Source organism: Candidatus Dependentiae bacterium (assembly GCA_018897535.1).
GTDB lineage: Bacteria > Babelota > Babeliae > Babelales > UASB340 > UASB340.
Map to the genome: position 1 here is coordinate 1 of JAHIKO010000063.1, position 19,040 is coordinate 19,040.

Genomic DNA, 19,040 nt, shown 5'->3' on the forward strand with positions numbered 1-19,040 from the left:
AAATGGGCTGTAATAAAAATATTAAAATAATTTTTTAGAAATAAATAATATAAGTCCAAAATAATAAAAATAAGATCCCAAATAAAATTAAAACATTAAAAGATATTATTTTTAGTAAAAACAATATTGAAACTATAAATAAAATAATAGAAATCAAAAAAACAAATTTTAATATTTTTATTACAGCCCATTTTTTTCGTTTTAAGTATAAAGCAAAATGATCCGGGCTAGGTCTATAAAAAGGCATCTTTTTGTAGGTTCTAATAATGACTAAAAATAATATTTCAAGCATAGGAATAGCCAATAAAATTGCCGGAGTATAATAAGCCAAATGTGAAATATTACTCCAATTAAAAAGTTGAGGAATTGCTGCAAAAAAGCCACCTGCAAATAAAGCTCCCGCATCTCCCGAATATATTTTTGCATCAGGCTTATTGTAAAACAAAAAAACAAAAAATGGTGATATAAAAGTTAAAATTAATATTGATAAAGTATACTGTTTTAAATATAGGGCAACAACAAAAAAAGAGACTCCGGATAATATTGAAACTGTAGCCAATAGACCATCCATAATATCAATTAAATTAAAAGCATTTATAACGGAAAGCATCCAAAATGCCGATACAAAAACATTTAATATATCTGAAAAAAATATATGTTTTAAAGCATAACCTCCCTTTAAAAAACATATCACTGCTATAATTTGTCCTGCGAATTTTTGTAGTGGTTTTAATGCTTTAAGATCGTCTATAAGTCCAACAAATAATAAAAATGTAACCCCCAATAATAGCCATAAAATATAATTATCAAACGGATATGCAATAGCAAGAGTCGCTATAAAAGGAATATAAATTCCCAGACCACCCAAGTATGGCACAGGATTTTTATGAATTTTAACCCTACCGTCAGGATTATCTAAAATATTAAATCGCGTTGCAATTTTTATTAATATTGGAAAAAGATATAATGCAAATAATATTGGAAAAACAAAACAAAATATATGTCTTGCAAGAACAGCTTTCATACCTACATCTCTCTTTTAATTTTTAACATCAATAAATTATAATAGTTTATTTTTTAATTTTGTTAAAAACTTTTTTTCATCAGTATGATCCAAAAAATTAAATTCTATTCTTAGTACGTAAATAAAAATATTATTATTAAAAAATTTAGAAATTTTTACCCAATCTTTTTGTGTGGTAATTAATACATCTATATTTTTTGAATTATAATAATTTAAAATATTATCAAAATACTGTTGAGTATAATTACAATGATCTTGAAATTCTATAAAGTTTAAATTTTTTAAACCAATATCTTTTAAACTATTTTTAAAAGAATCAAATGAACCAATGCCGGCAAATGCCAATATTTTTTTATTTTGTAAAAATTCAATAGATGTAAAATTTTTATCCCACAGATATAATCCTGAAAATTCATGCTTACCAAAAAAAATATTTTCATTATCAAAATTTATGCTTAACTTATTTTTTAATAAAATTAAGGCATCAACACTTAACTTATCTGCATGAGTTAAAATAATTATATCAGCCCGACTAATATCTTTTTCTCTTAATTTCCCGGCGGGAAGGCAATGGCCATTTGAAAATGGCCTTGTTGCATCTAAAAGCAATATTTCAAAATCTTTTTTAATTAAAAAATTTTGATAAGCGTCGTCAAGAAATACTATATCATACGAATTATCCAGTAAATCACAGGACTTAGCTCTATTAGCGCCAACAACAATCGAGCACTGTAAATTATTAAGTAACATAACCGCTTCATCGCCAACTTGATCTAAAATATCTTTATTGGTACTAAGATCAATTAAATAATTTTTTCCATCACCTTCAGCCTTACTTTTGTAACCACGCATAACAATAGCACACTTAAATGCTGAAAAATTTTTTACTAAAAATTGTACAAATACTGACTTACCCGTACCGCCAACAGAAATATTTCCAACGGATATAACCTTAAAAGGGTATTGCTTGGGCTTTAAAAAATTTTTTTTATAAATTAGAACCAAATAGAAAATAATTTTATAAATATTTTCTATAAAAGAAAATTGGGAAAAATCATAAGACTTTTCCCAAAAATTAATAAAAACCAAATTTAATTTTTTTTTATTCACCGACAACTTTTTCTTCAGCAAAAACATTTACCAAATCGTCTTCAGCCCAATCTTGAAAATTATCAGATACGAAACCACATTCGTAACCGGCATGAACTTCTTTTACAACTTTACGATCCTTTTGAAGACTCTTTATAATACCTTCACCAACATTTCGCCCGGCGCGCATACAAACAACCTTGTTGCCATTAGCCACAACGCCTTCTTGGACAGAACATCCGGCAATAATTCCGAGTTTTTTAAGATCGAAAACTTTTTTAACCAATAGTTTAGCTTTGGGAACCCAACGCGTAACAATCTTTTTAGTTTTTTTAAGTTCAGCCTCTAAAAATTCTACCAAATGATAAATAATATCAAAATTATGAACTTTAACATTTTTTTCTTGCGCCAATATCATAGCTTTTTTATCAATTTTAGCGTGTAAAGTCAAAATCATAGAATTAGAATCGCTTGCTCTTTCTATATCGGATTCAGAAACATCACCAATAGAACTATATATTATATTTATTGAAGAACAATCTTTTTCGGTAAGTTTTGCAAGTTTTTCTATAGAGCCTTCAATAGCCTCTTTTGAACCTCTAGTATCTGTTTTAATTATTAAATTAATTGATTTTTTGTCTTGATTCATAAGAGCAATTGAGAAATCCATAGACGGAGATTGAACTATTGCTTTAGTAGAAAATTTAGCTTTTTTATATTCATCAAAAGGAACAACCTTTAACCATCCGCCGATTTCTGCAAAATTATCAAAACCAATAACTTTTACAGGTATTGAAGGCAATGCTTCTTTCAATCTATTGCCATAGCTATCAACCAAAACTCTTACTCTACCAGTGGAATTACCGCAAGTAAAATAATCACCGATACGCAAAGTACCCTCTAAAGTTATAACCGTAGCAACAGGACCAAGGCCTCTTTCTAAATTTGATTCCAAAACAAAAGATTTTGCCGGTAAATTTTTGTCTGACTTTAAATCCATCAACTCAGATTGAAGTATTATCATTTCAAGTAATTCATCAACACCGGCACCGGTTTTAGCAGAAATAGGAAGACAAATCACATCGCCGCCCCAATCTTCAACCAAAATATCTTTTGCAGCCAAATCTCTTTTTATACTTTGCATTACAGGATCCAAACGCTCCGGAGAAATTTTGTCAATTTTATTAACAGCAACAATAATAGGAACTTGAGCCTGCTTGGCATGCTTTATGCATTCAATAGTCTGAGGTTTAATACCATCTTCAGCTGAAATAACAAGGACAGCCAAATCTGTAACATTTGCGCCACGAGAACGAATATAAGTGAATGCCTCATGACCGGGTGTATCTAAAAATATAATTTTACCATGTTTGCTTTCAACTTCATAAGCGCCAAGATGCTGAGTAATTCCGCCTTTTTCTTTTGCAGCAACATTTTGTTTTCTCAAAAAATCCAATAATGTTGTTTTTCCATGGTCAACGTGTCCCATAACAACAACAATAGGCCAACGAAATGCCCCAGTTTTATTTTTAGGTAAAAATTTTTCCAAATCTTGTGAAATATTTTTTATTTCAACCTTAATTCCAAAATCTTGAGCCAAAGATTTAATAGTATCAATAGGAATAATATTATTTCTATTACAAATCGATCCCTTTTTTAAAAGGGCGAAAATCAATTCACCGTCAGATTTACCCATAAGATTCGCGGCTTGATGCAAAGGCATACTGTCTGTCAATATAATTTCAGTCACAATTCTTCTTTCTTCATTATTTTTTTTATGAGTTGAAGTGTTAAATATTTTTTTATCTTCAGTAATTTGAACAGCAGTTTTTTCTTCAATCACTTCTGTATCAGACTTACTAGCCCTTAAATCTTTCTCTTTTTTAATTATCTTAACTTCAGGTTTTTTTTCAGTAACAACATCTTTTACAACATTTTTTTCTGGGGATTTTTCGATAGAAGTTTTTGCATCTTTAGAATATTTTTTATTCAAAAAAACTAATGCCTGATCAGAAATTACGGACATATGGCTTGCAAATTCATAGCCATTGCTTTTTAAAACTTCTAAAATCTCCTTACTGGAGAGATTTTTTTCTTTAGCAAACTCATATATACGCATAAACACTCTTTTCAAAAATAAAAACCCCAAAATCAAATTGCTTATTTCTTAGATGAATCCTCACCACCAACATCCTGCAGTTGAATCTCCAATCCAACTAAACGAGAAGCTAAATTTATATTTTGCCCCATTTTTCCAATAGCCAATGAACGTTGATCCTGAGCCAACCAGACCATTGCCTTACCATCGCCTTCAATAGCAACCTTATCAATTTCAGCAGGCTTCAAACTTAATTTAATTAACGACTCCAATGAATCCGTTGTCTGTATTAAATCAATTTTTTCTTGACCGAGCTCTCTTAAAATAGGCTTTATTCTAGAACCCCCAACGCCAACACAAGTTCCGACAGGATCTATATCTTTATTATTGGATAAAACAACAGCTTTTGTTTTATATCCTGGAATACGAACAATTTTTTTTACCTCAACAACACCCTCAAAAACTTCCGGAATTTCTATTTCCAAAAGCTTTTTGACAAATGCAGCAGAACCTCTGTCCAAGATTAATTGGTAATCGCCCATAGAAACAGGCAAAACTTCTTTTAACAATGCTCTTATTGGAAGCCCGGCTCTTAAATTTTCCATTGGAATAAGATTTTCATTTGGAAGAAGCGCTGTAATTTCGCCTATTTTGACAGCAAAACCGGCACGTTCTCTTTTATACACAGTACCACTTATAATAGAACCTTGTTTGTCTTTAAAATCATTGTAAACGGAAGATTGCTCCAATGCCTTTATTTTATTAGCAATAATTTGTTTTGCAGTCAAAATTTCAATTCGTCCGATTTTATGCTCAAATGGAACGGCAATAATATCGCCAACTTTAGCCTTGGCATCAATAACTTTTGCCCTTCTTAAAGAAATTTCTGTATCACTATCCTTAGCTGTAGCAACAACAGTTTTATCGACAAATGCTTCAAGTTCGCCTATTTTTTTATTGAAAACAACTTTTAAAGGAGTTTCTGGAAACTTTTTCTGAAAAGCCGCCAAGACGCCTTCGCAAACAGCCGAAATAACACTTTCTTTATCAAGGCCACGCTCATCAACTAGGCCTTCTATAACATCAATTAAATTCACAGTAGCCTTATCCCTAAATAGTATAAATTAAGAAAATTGAACAGAACTGAAATAAAACACATATTCATTCTAAATTAAAAACAAAAAAAGTGAAGCGAAGTCAAACACCCAAAGATTTATTTTTATGGGGGGGTACCCCGCTCATTATTATTATTTATTATATATATATATATATTAATAATAATGAGTGACCCCAAAAAATGTGGATAACTTTCAAAAAAATAGCACTTTACCCTTTATTCTACGGCATTTCTTATTCTCCAAAAAATGTGGATAACATGTGGATAACATGTGGATAACATGTGGATAACTTTTAGCCTGTTTGTCAATATGTCGCGCTGCTCGAGCTAAAGCCTGTGTGTTTTTTGTACATTTTTTAAAACGCTTTGCTGCAGGGCTTTTTGAGTGTGTTTTTTTGACTTTAAAAAAGTTATCCACATGTTATCCACATATTATCCACATAGTTATCCACATTATGTCTGAATAGACAAGAATTCTTATTTTTAGGTGGTTATAATAATTTGAGATTTATTTCAGGTTGGCTATTATTTTTTGCAAATCTTGCCAGACCGGTCTTTTTGCGTTTGGATTTCTTAATAGATATGCGGGATGAAAGGTTGGCATAATTTTTATTCCGTTAAGTTCAAAAAATTGTCCTCGTATTTGGGTTATTTTTATTTCATCTCCCAAGAGTGCTTTGGTGGCACTTGAGCCAAGACAACAAATAATTTGTGGTTCTATTAAGGCTATTTCTTTGGCTAGAATCTCTTTTTTGCAGATAATGCTTTCATCGGGTAATGGAGTCCTGTTATTTGGCGGTCTACATTTCACTACATTTGATATATACACATCTTCTCTTTTAAGTCCCATAGCCTCAATCATTTTTGTTAGCAATTGCCCGGCTCTGCCGATAAATGGTGAGCCTTGCAAATCTTCATCTCTTCCGGGGCCTTCGCCTATGAACATTAGTTTTGCATTTGAATTTCCTTTACCAAAAACTACTTGGGTTCTGCCCAATTTTGCCAATGGGCATTTTTGACACTTTTCATAATTTTTTTTTATTAGATTTAATTCTTCTTGCTTTTTCATAATTCAAAAGCCTTTATATTTACAATATTTGTAACCTTTATTATTTATCTTTTATTTTTAATTTAGTTTGTATTATTTTTTGAGTTAGTAAAATTTTTATGTTTTTATATGGTTTGTCCTGTTTTATGTTTTTATCGGGTGAGCTTAGAGTTTTAAATACAACTGGAAAGACAATAAAATTTTCGTGTGATGTGGGAAATAAGGTTATTGCAAGCAACGATCGAATTAAAGACGGCAGTAGCAGCAATTATGATATAAATAGAGATGTTACAGAAATGAAAATTGAAATGCTCAGTGAAAAATATGCCATGCCAACTGTAGCTCAAGCGAGAGACGAGGGTATAGATTCAAGAGTTTGGAGTAAGTATAACTCTTATGGTGCTAAGGTAAGAGTTGATTCAAAAAAACTTACAACGGTCACGTTTAGATATAATAAAAATAAAAAGCGCTGTGAACGTAAAGTTGTATTTAACGGTGATTTAAAAGAAAGTTTTGGAGATAAGCCTGGCGAAAATAAGTAATTAAATAAAGTTATCTTAATTTTACATAAGCTTTTAAAAAATCTAGCCATTTGTTTGTAGTCGCAAAATCTGTTTTTTCATAAGAATTATGTATTTTTTTTGTTGGAAAATATATTGATATTCCATCGGCAAATGGCAATGAAAAACAAAATGTTTTTTTTAACACTAATTTATTTAATATCTCTGTTGCTGTTATTAAATTTGTATTTAAGTTATCAAATTCTTTTTTATTTATTTTATATTTTTCGTTATTAATATTTTTTTTAACAAAATCGCTAAGACTTGTAAAAAAATTATTAAGATCTATGTAATCCGGATTTGCAAATATTGTTGAATATTTTCTACTTGTTCTGATTTTTGTAAGTTCACTTAAAATTATTTTTTTATTTTCTGAATTTAATATTGTTATTAAATCTTGGGCAATAGAGTCTATTTTTTTTGTTAATAAATCAAATTCAGTTATATTAACTGCAGAAAGGGTAAAATCTGCAAATGTTTTCTCGTAATATTTCTGATAAGATTCGACAGTTGCTTTTGCAAACTCTTGCGGCGTTAAATCTTTTGATTTTAATGGTTTTAAAAGCGTTTCATAATTCCAACCGCTTCCCGGCTCTGTTTCTTGTGATGCAATTATAATATCAACATAATCTTTAATTTGAAAAGCAATTTCTGCCATAGCCATATTGCACGCATCAAATCCTAATGTAATTTTTTTACCGGCTAAAAGTTCTATAGAAATTTTTCTAAGAGTATTTTTTAAATCTTGGTTATTTAAATAGACATCAAAAACTTCATTAAAGCATATTCCGCGTTTGTTAATTTCATCTCTATTCAGTTCAAATAAACCCAATTCCGGATTAAATATATAAAGATTTGCATGATTAAATTTCCATATATTTGGATCAATTATTCCTGAACCATGATCCCATAAAATTAAAAAATATTTTTTTGCCGGATAATTTTCAATACACCATTTTACAAAACTAAAGAGATTTTCAGGTGTACCACTTATGCTTTCAGGTTTTTCTGTTAATGTTTGTATTATTTCAAGTTTATTTTTTTTAACAAAAATTCTTTTTGATTCAGTTTTTTCAAAAACATCTTGTTGTACAAGAATATTTAAATTATTGTTTGAGCCTATTTTTTTCATTTGATCTATATTTTTTTCTGAAAATGCAAAAAGATCGTTATTTGATGTCATATAACACATAACTGTATAATTTTTATTTTCGATAGCACAAAGTTGCGTAAATATTAAATATAAAAAAAATAATTTTTTCATCCCATCTCCTTTATTAAAATGAGTGTAAATGTTAATCCATATGTAAGCTGAAAGTCAACAAAAAATAATTGTATGGGATTTAATAATAAAGTTATCAGGCATGTTAATGATAATAAATGTAAATATTTTGTTTGTTGATTTAATAAATTTCCGGATTGTATAAATACAAATGCATAAAAAGCTCTTAAAAGAGATATGCTTGACCATGAAAGTATTGTATATAAGAGAACTAAGAATAATAAAATTATATTTTTAAAATTTAAATTAATTGGAATAAGAGACAAAATTAGTTGCCAAATTAAAATAAATAAAACGATATGAAGCCCGGATCTTGCAAGATAATGAGATATTCCCCAAATATTAAATAGATTTTTTTCTTGATTACTGATTGACTCTTTTTTATATCCCAAAAATATTGATGAGAAATAACTAAAATTAGCATTATTTATTTTATTTTTAAGATTTATAAATAGATTTCTTTTAAATTCATAGATTTTTTTAGTTATAAAATTTTTTTGATTTTCAATAATCTCGTAATCTATTTTTTGGGTAAATATCGTTGCATTTATATCTTCTTTTATTAAATAATATTTAAAACCTGTTCTTTTACTTAAATTTTTTATTTTTAGGTTTTTTATTAATAATATTTGGTTGTGTTCAATATTTGTATTTGTGTATAAATACAAAATTATATTAAAATTTGTGTTAATTAAACTTGGATCATTTGTTGCAATAACTTTTAATAAAATTTCTTCTTTTATTTTACCAAATTTGTTTATTTCTTTGTTTATTACTTCTGCTTTGATATTTATAATTTTATTTTCTAATTTTTTTTGTAAAAATTCGTAACTATTTTTTTGATAATTAAGAATTATTGTGCCTGTGAAAAAAAATATTGAGCAGATAAATATTGCTTTAAAATTTTTTCTCAAAAATAAAAAAGCAACTACATCTGTTAAAGCTGTTATTAAAAGTGAAAAATAAAATTTAAATGAAAAGAGCTCTTGAAAAGATATGCCTGCTATTAAAAACAACAGGCATATTAAAAGACTAAATTTATTTTTGATCGTCATTAATTAAAGAAACAACTGCATGTTTTAATATTTCTATTTTAGTTCCGGCTTCAACTTCTATTATCAATGTTTCTTCTTTTATTTGAGAAATTTGAGCTATTATTCCACCCTTGGTAATTATTTTATCGCCGATTTTTAAATTATTAATCATATTATTTATAGCTTGACGTTGTTTGCTTTGTGGTCTTATAAGCATAAAATAAAAAATTAATATAAAAATTAGCATTACAAAAAATTGACCATATTTTGTAAAAAAATCTTGTACCGCCGGATGTGTGTATTCTTTATACATATCTGCTTTTGTAGTTAAAATTGAAAGTATAAGTGTAAACATTTTAATTCTTTCTTTTTATTTAAAAATTATTTTTTGTTGATTTTAACAGTTAATATAGATAACTATATATTGTTTAAATGTCAATTTTAACAAGAAAGTTGTTTATGAAAATAAAGAAAATATTGGCTATGCAAATTTTAGATTCACGAGGTTGGCCAACAATTGAATGTAATCTATTATTGGATAATAATTATTTAGTTAAATCCAGTGTGCCATCCGGGGCTTCTACTGGTAAGCTTGAGGCTTTAGAATTGCGTGATTGTGATAAAAATATATATATGGGTAAAAGTGTATTTAAGGCTATTGGGAATATAAATAATATTATTGCCCCTAAATTTATTAATAAATTGCCTGATTTTAAAATTATGGACCAAGAGCTAATTAACCTTGATAATACTGAAAATAAAGCTAACTTGGGCGCAAATGCAATTTTGGCTGTAAGTATGGCAGTTACAAGAGCTCAAGCCTATATGGAAAATCTCGAATTATATAAATTTATTGGCAAAATTTTTGGTAACAACAATTTTTTATTGCCAAATGTAATGTTTAATGTGTTAAATGGCGGGGCTCATGCCGATAATGGGATTCCATTCCAGGAATTTATGATTATGCCGGTTGGTAATTATAGCTTTTCTGAAAAACTGCAAAGAGCTGTAATTGTTTACCAAAATTTAAAAAATATACTTAAAAAAGAGGGATATTCTGTCGGGGTTGGAGATGAGGGTGGTTTTGCTCCAAAAATTTTAGGTTCAGGTAAAGATATAATAACAAAAACATTAGATTTACTTGTTTTTGCAGTTAAAAATAGTGGTTATTCTGTTGGTAAAGATATAGTTTTTTGTCTTGATGTTGCCGCATCACAATTTTATAACGAAAAAGAAAAAATATATGAAATTGGCTCAGATAATCTTAATACAACGGAACTTGTAACTTTTTATGACAATTTAATTAGTAGCTACCCTATTTATTCCATAGAAGACGGTATTTGCGAAGATGATTGGTCCGGCTGGAAATTTTTGACAGAAAAATTGGGTGGAAATATTCAACTTGTAGGTGACGATATTTTTGTTACAAATCCAAAATTAATTAAAATTGGCATAGATAAAAAAGTTGCCAATTCCGTACTTATAAAACCTAATCAAATTGGTACGGTAACGGAAACTCTCAATGCTATTAAATTGGCAAAAGATAACAATTATAAAACAGTAATATCTCACAGATCCGGTGAAACTATGGATACGTTTATATCTGATCTGGCCGTTGGTACCAATTCTGCTTTTATGAAAGCCGGAGCTCCATGCAGAGGCGAGCGTGTTGCAAAATATAATAGATTATTGGAGATAGAGGCAAATTTGTAATTTTAGAAATATTTACAAAAATTTAGAAATGCTTTAGAAGATAAAATAGAATGTTAAATTAAAGGAATATTTATGAAAAAACAAAAATTTCAACCAAAATTTCTAGTTGGAGCTGATGGTAAGCCTCTTGCCGTTCAACTTGATATTAAGGCTTACAATGCGCTGATAGAAGAGCTTGAAGATTCTTATGATATAAAACGTGCTGAAAAAATTTTGGCAAAAAAAACTAAAACGCATAAGCTTGAGGATGTGGAAAAGGCTTTTTTAGGCAAGAGGAAGTAAAAAATGATACATCCACCATGTGTGGGCTATACTGTTGTTTTTGCAGATGAAGCAACCAAAGATCTTAAGAAAATTGATAGACAAACAATATCAAAAATATTGGATAAGATTAAGCTGTTAATTTCTGTTAATCATAGCAATTTGAATATTAAAAAATTAAAATCAAAAAATTTGTTATATCGCTTGAGAGTTGGAGATTATAGGGTTATTTATTCTATAAAACATGAAAAAATTATTATATATATTGTTGCAATTGGACATAGAAAAGATATTTATCAAAAGCTGGATAAAAGGATCTTATGAAAAAATTAATATTTAATAAAATTCATATTATTTTATGGCTAATTACAGTATTTTTTAGCAGTTGTGATTGGACACAAAAAAAAGTTGATACTACAGCTAAATATAACTGGGTTGCTTCTAGTGAAATTTCAAAAATTAAACAATTTAATGAATATGATGCTATTGTTGTTGGTTCTGGAGTTGGTGGATTGTCATGTGCATCAATTTTAGCAAAAAATGGATATAAAGTTTTGGTTTTAGAGCAACATGAACAGGTTGGTGGATTTTGTTCTTCTTATATGCGTAATGGATTTTATTGTACAGTTGGTGTTGAAGATATAAGTGGTTTATGGAAATTTGGAGCAACGCAAAGGCTTTTGGATATTCTTGAGCTTAAAAAAGAAGATCTTTTTGTTTTACATAAACGCACATATTTTATTGGAGATCAAAAAATTATATTTGATGGAACAAAACAAGATTTTATAAAACAACTATCAAAATATTTTCCGGAAGAAAAAGAAAATCTTGAAAAATTTTTAAATCAAGCTGAACAAGCAATTTTAGAAAGATCAAATCAAGCTGAAAAATATTGGGATATTTATAAAAAATGGTCAACAGTAACATACGAACAAATTCTTAATGAATTTTTTAAAAATGAAGAACTAAAAAATATACTTTGTTCTTTGCTTGGATATATTGGAGCCCATGCAGACCAAATTCCTGCAAGTGGCAGTTTATTTGTTAGTTTGCAATATTTTATTTATGGCGGTTGCCATCCACAAGGAGGCGTCCAAAGTTTTGTTAACACACTAAAAGATTTTATTGAAAAAAACAATGGGACTGTGTTAACAAGTCGTAAAGTGGATAAAATTCTTGTAAAAGATAATAAAGTTTATGGTATTAATGTTGGAGAACAGATATTTTTAAGCCCAATTATTATTGCAAATGTTAATGCAAAGACAACATTTTCGAAACTTTTGGATCAAGATAATATTGACCAAAATTTTGTTAAAGCTGTTAATAAGTTAAAGATGTCCACATCTGCATTTGTTGTTAATTTAGGAGTTGACATGGATTTATCACAGCATACATCTTTTATATCTATTCCAAATAGTTGTCATGTATTAATTGGTTCGAATATAAATTCAAATTTGGCTCCAAAAGGTAAAGCTAGCGTGACCCTTATAACATTGGCTAAATACAAAGATTTTTCGGAATTAAACTCGTTAGAATACGCAAAATATAAAGAAAAAATGGCTCAGAAAATAATTGATAAGGTTGAAATGTTTATTCCAGGTTTTAGCAAAAAAATTATATTTAAAGATATTTTAACCCCAAAATCTTATGAAAAATTTACATCTATGCCAGAAGGGGCTATATATTCTTTTGATTTTTCCGAAAACAAAAATCGTCCATATTTTAAGACGTCTGTCAAAGGTTTATATTTGGCAAGCGCTTCAGTTTCGGGCGGTGGCGTTGAAGCTGTTATAGGTTCGGGTATGAAGTGTGCCAATGATATTTTAGATAAAAAAATATAAAATATTTTAATTTAATATAAATCTAGAGCGCAGGTCAGAGGCGAGCGTGTTGCAAAATATAATAGATTATTGGAGATAGCAGCTAGTTTATAAAATAATTTTTTTTAAAATATATTGCCAATTTGTAAAGTTTATGATTATATAAAATCAATAATATTATTTTAAGCTCTATTTTCTCAAGGAGTTGTTTCATGAAAGTTTTGGTTAAAATTATTGCTAGTGTGTCAAAATCCAAGTAAATAATTACTTGTTGCATCTATTAGTGTTCATTTCCTTTACATATTAATTTCTTTTATCATACACTTACATATGCGGGGGTAGTTTTTACTTGGCCTGATATTAATCGTTCAGGTAAAGATTTGTTTTAAAAATTAATTAGGGAATTATTATGTCTAATAAACTCTTACAGATAAAAAATATTAAAAAAATTTATAAACAAAAAGGGCAAAAGCCTATAAGCGCTTTAAAGGGTGTAACTCTTGATATTTACAATAACGAAGTTATAACTCTACTTGGTGTTAATGGTGCCGGCAAATCAACGCTTTCTTCTATAATTGCTACATTACACCCAGCAACTGAAGGTGATATAATTTTTGAAGGTAAATCAATTTATGATAATTTGGTAAATTATAGATCAATGGTTGGGTTCTGCCCTCAAAAACCAAACTTAGATGATTTTTTAACGCTTGAACAAAATTTAATTTTTTCGGGTCGCTTGTATGGTTTGTCAGAAAGTGAAATTAATATAAGACTTAAAAAATTAACAGATCAATTTGGTCTTAAAGAATATTTACCAAGAAAATCTGATGTTTTATCTGGTGGATATAAACAGCGTTTTACGATAGCCCGGTGTTTAATGCATTCTCCTAAAATAGTATTACTTGATGAACCAACTGTTGGACTTGATCCTCATATACGACGTGAAATTTGGGCAATAATTAGAGAACTTAAACAAGAAGGTGTTACGGTTATTTTAACCACTCACTATTTAGATGAAGCTGAATTTCTTTCTGATAGAGTTTGTATTTTGGACAATGGTCTTATTAAATTAATTGATACTCCGGAAAAGCTAGTATCAGATTTTAAGAAAAAGAATTTAGAAGATGTTTTTTTGGCATTAATGCAAGAAAATAAGGAATGATTATGAGTATGTTATTTCAAGTTGATATGAATGTATTAAAACAATTATTGAGTTTAAAATTTACAAATATAAGAAAAGTACTTTTTGATAAATTTATTAATTATTATATTTGGGCTTCTTGTACGATGTTTGTCTCTGGTTACTTAATGCAATCGTTTGGATTGTCAGAAAAATTTGGGGTTTTTCAGTTTGCAGGAATAATAGCATCTGGTGCAATATTTGAAATTTATGGAACTGCAGCAAAAATGGTGGCTGATTTTGAACATGATCAAATAATAGCGTATTATTTAACATTACCAACACATACAGCAACAGTTTTATGTAGTAATGTACTTTATAATACAATTGTTGGTAGTGTAATGGCAATATTCTTACTTCCATTAGCAAAATTAATATTATGGAGTCAGCTTAATTTTTTTGCTATTGCTTGGACAAAATTTTTATTCTTACTTGTTCTTGTCAATTTAGTCTGTTCAACAGCATCTCTTCTTGTTGCCGCACTTATTCCATCAATGGATAAATTTGAGATGTTATGGGTTAGAATAATTTTCCCATTATGGTTTTTGGGAGGATTTCAGTTTTCGTGGGATTCTGTTCATGCTGTGGCTCCTAAAGTGTCTTATTTTATGCTTTTAAACCCTATTTTTTATATGACAGAGGGTATGCGAGCTGTAATGCTCGGGCAAAATGGATCTATAAATTTTTGGGTTTGCAGTTTAGTATTATTAATTACATTAATTATTATGAGTATTTGGTCTTTTAAAATGCTTAAAAAACGGCTTGATTTTGTTTAATTATAATTTGTACTATAAATAAATTATGCCGCTTGCGCTTTTTATCTAGTCTGCGACAATAAAACAGCGAATATTAATTTTTTTATATAGTTTAGGTGTTTTATGAATAAATTGAAAATGTTTTTAGTGGTATTTTTGTTAAGCTTTTCTGCTATAGTTTTGAATGCTCAAGATGAACAAGTTATAGATTCTAATGAAGCCGATATTATGGCTGAACTAAAAAAAACAGTTATAAATGATCAAGATAAAATTCTTTTTGAACAAATAGAAAAACAAGAAATTGATTTGATTGTAATTTTGGAAGCCTTACAAGAAAAAGACAAATATTCAGCAGAATTTTTGAATAACTTATCCAAGAGCTTAACAGAAAATTTACCGGCAGAGTTTTGGATGGAATTTTTGAATTTGGCAATTGCAAATAATTTATCCATAAATGCTATAAAGTCTGTTATAAATTTATCTAAGACATTATCTCCCGATATTGTTGGTATGTTAAGTTTTAAAAAATATGCACCTGTTTATCAGATGAAATTATTTGCGTATTTTATTGCAATTTTAGCACAAAATACCACTGTTCCATATAGTGAATGGGAATCTAAAATATTAAATCTTTGGAATGATAAAAAAGCTTATATTAATGAAATTTTTGATTATATATTTTCAACAGAATTTTATAAGAAAAATTTAGAGATATTATCATAAATTAACATGAATATTGCAGTATTGGTTTCCGGTGGAGTTGATAGCTCTGTTGCTCTAAAATTGTTAAAAGATCAAGGGTATGAGTTAACAGCCTTTTATTTAAAAATTTGGCTTGAAGATGAAGTTTCTTATCTTGGGCAGTGCCCATGGGAAGAAGATTTGAGATATGTGACTCAGGTCTGTGAACAACTAAGTGTTACATTAAAAGTTGTAAATATGCAAAAGCAATATTGGGATAAAATTGTATCTTATACAATAGATGAAGTTAGAGCCGGTCGAACCCCAAGCCCGGATATTTTTTGTAATAAAAGAATAAAATTTGGTGCTTTTTTTGATGAAGTTGCAGGTAAATTTGATAAAATTGCGACAGGTCATTATGCACAAATAGAGCAAAAAGCTAACAAATTTTTTCTTAAAAAAGCTGTTGATAGTTTTAAAGATCAAACATACTTTTTATCACATTTAAACCAAGAACAGCTATCTAAAATTCTTTTTCCAATTGGTCATCTAAAAAAAGAGCAGGTACGCTCAATTGCTATAGAAAATAATTTGCCTAATGCTAAAAGAAAAGACAGCCAAGGTATTTGTTTTTTGGGTAAAATAAAATTTGGTGATTTTATAAAGCAATATCTTGGAGAAAAACAGGGTGATTTTGTAGAAATTGAAACAGGAATAGTTGTTGGACAACACGAAGGCTTTTGGTTTTATACAGTTGGACAACGTAAAGGAATTGGACTTTCAGGCGGACCATGGTATGTAGTTTCTAAAGATACAAATAACAATATAGTTTATATTTCTAATAAATATTATTCTGATGAAAAAAATAGAAAAGAATTTTTTGTATCTGATTTTAATTGGATTCTAGGAATTGCTCCTGAAGATAAAAATTTAAAAGTTAAAATAAGACACGGCGAATATTTATATAATTGTGAACTAATATTTCTGGATACAAATAAAGCTAAAGTAATTTTAGATAAAGATGATCAGGGGATTGCATCAGGTCAATTTGCCGTTTTTTATGAGGGTGAAATTTGTCTTGGGTGTGGAAAAATAGAGTAGGGGAGTTATGAATAAAAATATTTATAAACAAAAAACTTTGACGCAATTTGAAAGAGTTAAAGAACTTGCTCATTGTTTTATAAAATCTTTACCTATGTTTATAAGATCTAATAATTCAAAAAAATATCTTGAAAATATTAATCTTCTTGATTGGTTCACTCCATCCATACCTATAAAACAAAGCCAAGATTTAATTGTAACTTGGATTGGTCATTCTTCTTTTTTAATTCAAATTTCCGGGTTTAATATTTTAGTTGATCCAATATTTTATGATTCGATGTTTTTATTTAAACGAGTTTTACCGCCCGGAATAGATATTAATAATTTGCCTAAAATAGATTTTATATTAATTTCTCATGACCATGCGGATCACATGAACTATAAAAGTTTACTGAAATTAAAAAAACATAATGCAATTATGCTTACTCCAAAGAATACTAAAAAATGGTTTGAAAAAAATAAATTTGAAAATATTTTTGAGTTTGATTGGTGGCAAAATTTTGTATTTACATTAGATGATAGAACTATAGAATTTAACTTTTTACCGGCTGTTCATTGGTCCGGTAGATCTATAAATCAAATTAATAAATCTCTTTGGGGTAGCTGGATGATAACTGCAAATAATAAAAATATTTATTTTGCAGGCGATACTGCTTATGACTCGCATTTTAAAGATATAGCTCAAAAATTTAATTCTATAGATGTTGCTTTATTACCTATCGGTCCGGTCGAACCCAGAAAAATTGTAAAATATTCTCATATTGATTCTATTGAAGCTTTAAATGCTTTTATCGATTTAAATGCAAAAAATTTTATTCCAATGCATTGGGGTACATTTAAAGGTAATCTTGATACTTTTTATTTGCCGGTACAAAAACTTAATAATTATTGGATAGAACAACAAAAATTATTGGTTGATAAAAATTTACATATTCTAAGATTTGGACAATCCATTCAGTTTTGATTATCAAGTAACTCTATCGTATTATTATGGACAATTTTAAGCCCGATTGTTTGATACTCAAGCATCTTAGTTGGTCTTGAGACCCAGTTAATTATATCTTTATCTCTAAATAATAAACCAATGTCACTTGCAGCCATATATTTATATAAATCGCTATAATTTGAATTAATAATTATATAATTTTTATCAGGTATATTTTTTGTTTTTAGTAAATAAATTAGATCTTGTTTATCAGGTGAAAGTAAAAGTAAAAAACTATTTTGATTGATTTTATATTGTTCTAAAAAATATTCTATTATTTCCGGAATGCATTGCCATGGTTTGTATGAACCGCTATAACAATAAACTGTTTGGTTTTCAGATATGTTAAGTTGTTTTCTGACTTCTTGTCTCCAAATTTTAATTTGTTCAAAATTTATTTTTTGTGGTAAATCTTTTTGTGCTATTTCAATTTTTGATCTGCTAGCTTTAAATGTTGTGGCTAAATATTCTTTTAATGCCGGACTTACTGATTCTATTTTTTTAATAAATTTATTTTTAATTTGTTGTTTATAAGCTTGTTGCTCTATTTTTAATAATTTTTTATATATATATTTTCTATATTTTTTAATAATAAAATTTTCTTTTAAATCTTGATACGTATATCTATATTCTTCAGCGCAAAGACCGCGAGCTTGAATTGTAAGAATGGTATTGTGATTTCTATTTTTATAAATTTTATTTAGGGTTTGTTGTGCAACGAGTCCAGCAAGTGGTCCTCGTGCAATTATATTGCCATGCTCGATTATTGTAAAAAGTTTTATTAGCTGAAAAATAGCAAAATTTAATGTGAATTTACCTACAAAAGGTAACCGTCTACATAAAATAAAGTGTAAGCGATCATGTGCTGGTATAAGTTTTAGTAAAAATTTATTTGTGGGTCTTGTTTTTTCAAAAGATATTAAGTTTATTTCGATATTATTGTCTTCTTGTAGTAAATTAAGTAATGGTTTTAAAACTTGACTTGTAAAAACAGAATTTGAAATTCCGTCGTAAATAATAAAAGTGAGTTTTTTAAAAGCCATTTTAAGTCCTTTTATTTTAGATTATCATTTTATAGAGATATAGTAAAAAAAGAGGTTTAATTTCCATGAAATTTATAAAACGATTTGAAGAGTTGTGTATAAACGATATTTCACTTGTGGGTGGTAAGAATGCTTCATTAGGTGAAATGATTCAACAACTTACAAAAAAGGGTGTTTCAATTCCATCAGGCTTTGTGATTACTGCAGATGCATATAAATATTATTTAAAGTTTAATAATTTAGATAAAA

The 19,040-nt window shown here is 28.3% G+C and carries 20 protein-coding genes; 11 read left to right on the forward strand and 9 right to left on the reverse strand.

Annotated features, from left to right (window positions below; all coding sequences use genetic code 11):
- Positions 1-34: 34 nt before the first annotated feature.
- From KKE07_04375 to KKE07_04395, 5 genes are all read right to left on the reverse strand, one after another.
- The gene (locus KKE07_04375) at positions 35-1,024 is read right to left on the reverse strand and encodes an undecaprenyl/decaprenyl-phosphate alpha-N-acetylglucosaminyl 1-phosphate transferase (protein MBU4270078.1); all 990 of its coding nucleotides are present in this window, start codon (positions 1,022-1,024) and stop codon (positions 35-37) included.
- A gap of 36 nt (positions 1,025-1,060) precedes the next feature.
- A complete protein-coding gene (gene lpxK, locus KKE07_04380; protein MBU4270079.1) occupies positions 1,061-2,134 on the reverse strand; it encodes a tetraacyldisaccharide 4'-kinase in 1,074 nt (357 codons plus the stop codon).
- Entirely contained in the window at positions 2,127-4,232 is a 2,106-nt protein-coding gene (gene infB / locus KKE07_04385) for a translation initiation factor IF-2 (GenBank protein MBU4270080.1), read from the reverse strand. Before infB ends, lpxK begins: the two co-directional genes overlap by 8 nt.
- A 41-nt stretch (positions 4,233-4,273) precedes the next feature.
- On the reverse strand, positions 4,274-5,308 hold the full coding sequence (nusA, locus tag KKE07_04390) for a transcription termination factor NusA (protein MBU4270081.1): 1,035 nt from the start codon (positions 5,306-5,308) through the stop codon (positions 4,274-4,276).
- Between the two features lie 528 nt (positions 5,309-5,836).
- Entirely contained in the window at positions 5,837-6,397 is a 561-nt protein-coding gene (locus KKE07_04395; GenBank protein MBU4270082.1) for a uracil-DNA glycosylase, read from the reverse strand.
- 125 nt (positions 6,398-6,522) lie between these two features.
- Here KKE07_04395 and KKE07_04400 point away from each other — a divergent pair, with 125 nt between their 5' ends.
- Complete coding sequence (locus KKE07_04400; GenBank protein ID MBU4270083.1) at positions 6,523-6,918, forward strand: hypothetical protein; 396 nt, start codon at positions 6,523-6,525, stop codon at positions 6,916-6,918.
- A 10-nt stretch (positions 6,919-6,928) separates the two neighbouring features.
- Here the strand turns inward: KKE07_04400 and KKE07_04405 are convergent, their stop codons facing one another.
- The 3 genes from KKE07_04405 to yajC are packed head-to-tail and all read right to left on the reverse strand — an operon-like array spanning position 6,929 to position 9,499.
- Positions 6,929-8,200, reverse strand: coding sequence for a hypothetical protein (locus KKE07_04405; protein MBU4270084.1), 1,272 nt, complete (start codon positions 8,198-8,200; stop codon positions 6,929-6,931).
- The gene (locus tag KKE07_04410) at positions 8,197-9,234 is read right to left on the reverse strand and encodes a ComEC/Rec2 family competence protein (GenBank protein ID MBU4270085.1); all 1,038 of its coding nucleotides are present in this window, start codon (positions 9,232-9,234) and stop codon (positions 8,197-8,199) included. Before KKE07_04410 ends, KKE07_04405 begins: the two co-directional genes overlap by 4 nt.
- 22 nt (positions 9,235-9,256) lie before the next feature.
- Positions 9,257-9,499, reverse strand: a complete 243-nt coding sequence (gene yajC / locus KKE07_04415; GenBank protein ID MBU4270086.1) for a preprotein translocase subunit YajC — start codon at positions 9,497-9,499, stop codon at positions 9,257-9,259.
- 212 nt (positions 9,500-9,711) lie between these two features.
- Between yajC and eno the strand changes: the two genes are divergently transcribed.
- From eno to KKE07_04460, 9 genes are all read left to right on the forward strand, one after another.
- On the forward strand, positions 9,712-10,965 hold the full coding sequence (gene eno, locus KKE07_04420; protein MBU4270087.1) for a phosphopyruvate hydratase: 1,254 nt from the start codon (positions 9,712-9,714) through the stop codon (positions 10,963-10,965).
- A gap of 72 nt (positions 10,966-11,037) precedes the next feature.
- Complete coding sequence (locus KKE07_04425) at positions 11,038-11,247, forward strand: hypothetical protein (GenBank protein ID MBU4270088.1); 210 nt, start codon at positions 11,038-11,040, stop codon at positions 11,245-11,247.
- A 3-nt stretch (positions 11,248-11,250) separates the two neighbouring features.
- Positions 11,251-11,550, forward strand: a complete 300-nt coding sequence (locus KKE07_04430; GenBank protein MBU4270089.1) for a type II toxin-antitoxin system RelE/ParE family toxin — start codon at positions 11,251-11,253, stop codon at positions 11,548-11,550.
- Positions 11,547-13,067, forward strand: a complete 1,521-nt coding sequence (locus KKE07_04435; protein MBU4270090.1) for an FAD-dependent oxidoreductase — start codon at positions 11,547-11,549, stop codon at positions 13,065-13,067. Before KKE07_04430 ends, KKE07_04435 begins: the two co-directional genes overlap by 4 nt.
- Positions 13,068-13,455: 388 nt before the next feature.
- Positions 13,456-14,208 (forward strand): ABC transporter ATP-binding protein, encoded by a 753-nt coding sequence (locus KKE07_04440; protein MBU4270091.1) that lies wholly within the window; start codon positions 13,456-13,458, stop codon positions 14,206-14,208.
- A 2-nt stretch (positions 14,209-14,210) separates the two neighbouring features.
- Positions 14,211-15,002 carry an ABC transporter permease gene (locus KKE07_04445; GenBank protein MBU4270092.1) on the forward strand — a complete coding sequence of 264 codons (792 nt, stop codon included), beginning with the start codon at positions 14,211-14,213 and terminating at the stop codon, positions 15,000-15,002.
- A 102-nt stretch (positions 15,003-15,104) separates the two neighbouring features.
- Positions 15,105-15,704: a hypothetical protein gene (locus KKE07_04450; protein ID MBU4270093.1), complete on the forward strand. Its 600-nt coding sequence runs from the start codon at positions 15,105-15,107 to the stop codon at positions 15,702-15,704.
- A 6-nt stretch (positions 15,705-15,710) separates the two neighbouring features.
- Positions 15,711-16,763, forward strand: a complete 1,053-nt coding sequence (mnmA, locus tag KKE07_04455; protein ID MBU4270094.1) for a tRNA 2-thiouridine(34) synthase MnmA — start codon at positions 15,711-15,713, stop codon at positions 16,761-16,763.
- 7 nt (positions 16,764-16,770) lie between these two features.
- The gene (locus tag KKE07_04460) at positions 16,771-17,727 is read left to right on the forward strand and encodes an MBL fold metallo-hydrolase (protein MBU4270095.1); all 957 of its coding nucleotides are present in this window, start codon (positions 16,771-16,773) and stop codon (positions 17,725-17,727) included.
- Here the strand turns inward: KKE07_04460 and KKE07_04465 are convergent.
- On the reverse strand, positions 17,718-18,791 hold the full coding sequence (locus KKE07_04465; GenBank protein MBU4270096.1) for a hypothetical protein: 1,074 nt from the start codon (positions 18,789-18,791) through the stop codon (positions 17,718-17,720). The genes KKE07_04460 and KKE07_04465 overlap by 10 nt on opposite strands.
- A 65-nt stretch (positions 18,792-18,856) precedes the next feature.
- Here KKE07_04465 and KKE07_04470 point away from each other — a divergent pair.
- Positions 18,857-19,040: hypothetical protein (locus KKE07_04470; protein ID MBU4270097.1), on the forward strand; the 184-nt coding region annotated here is incomplete at its 3' end.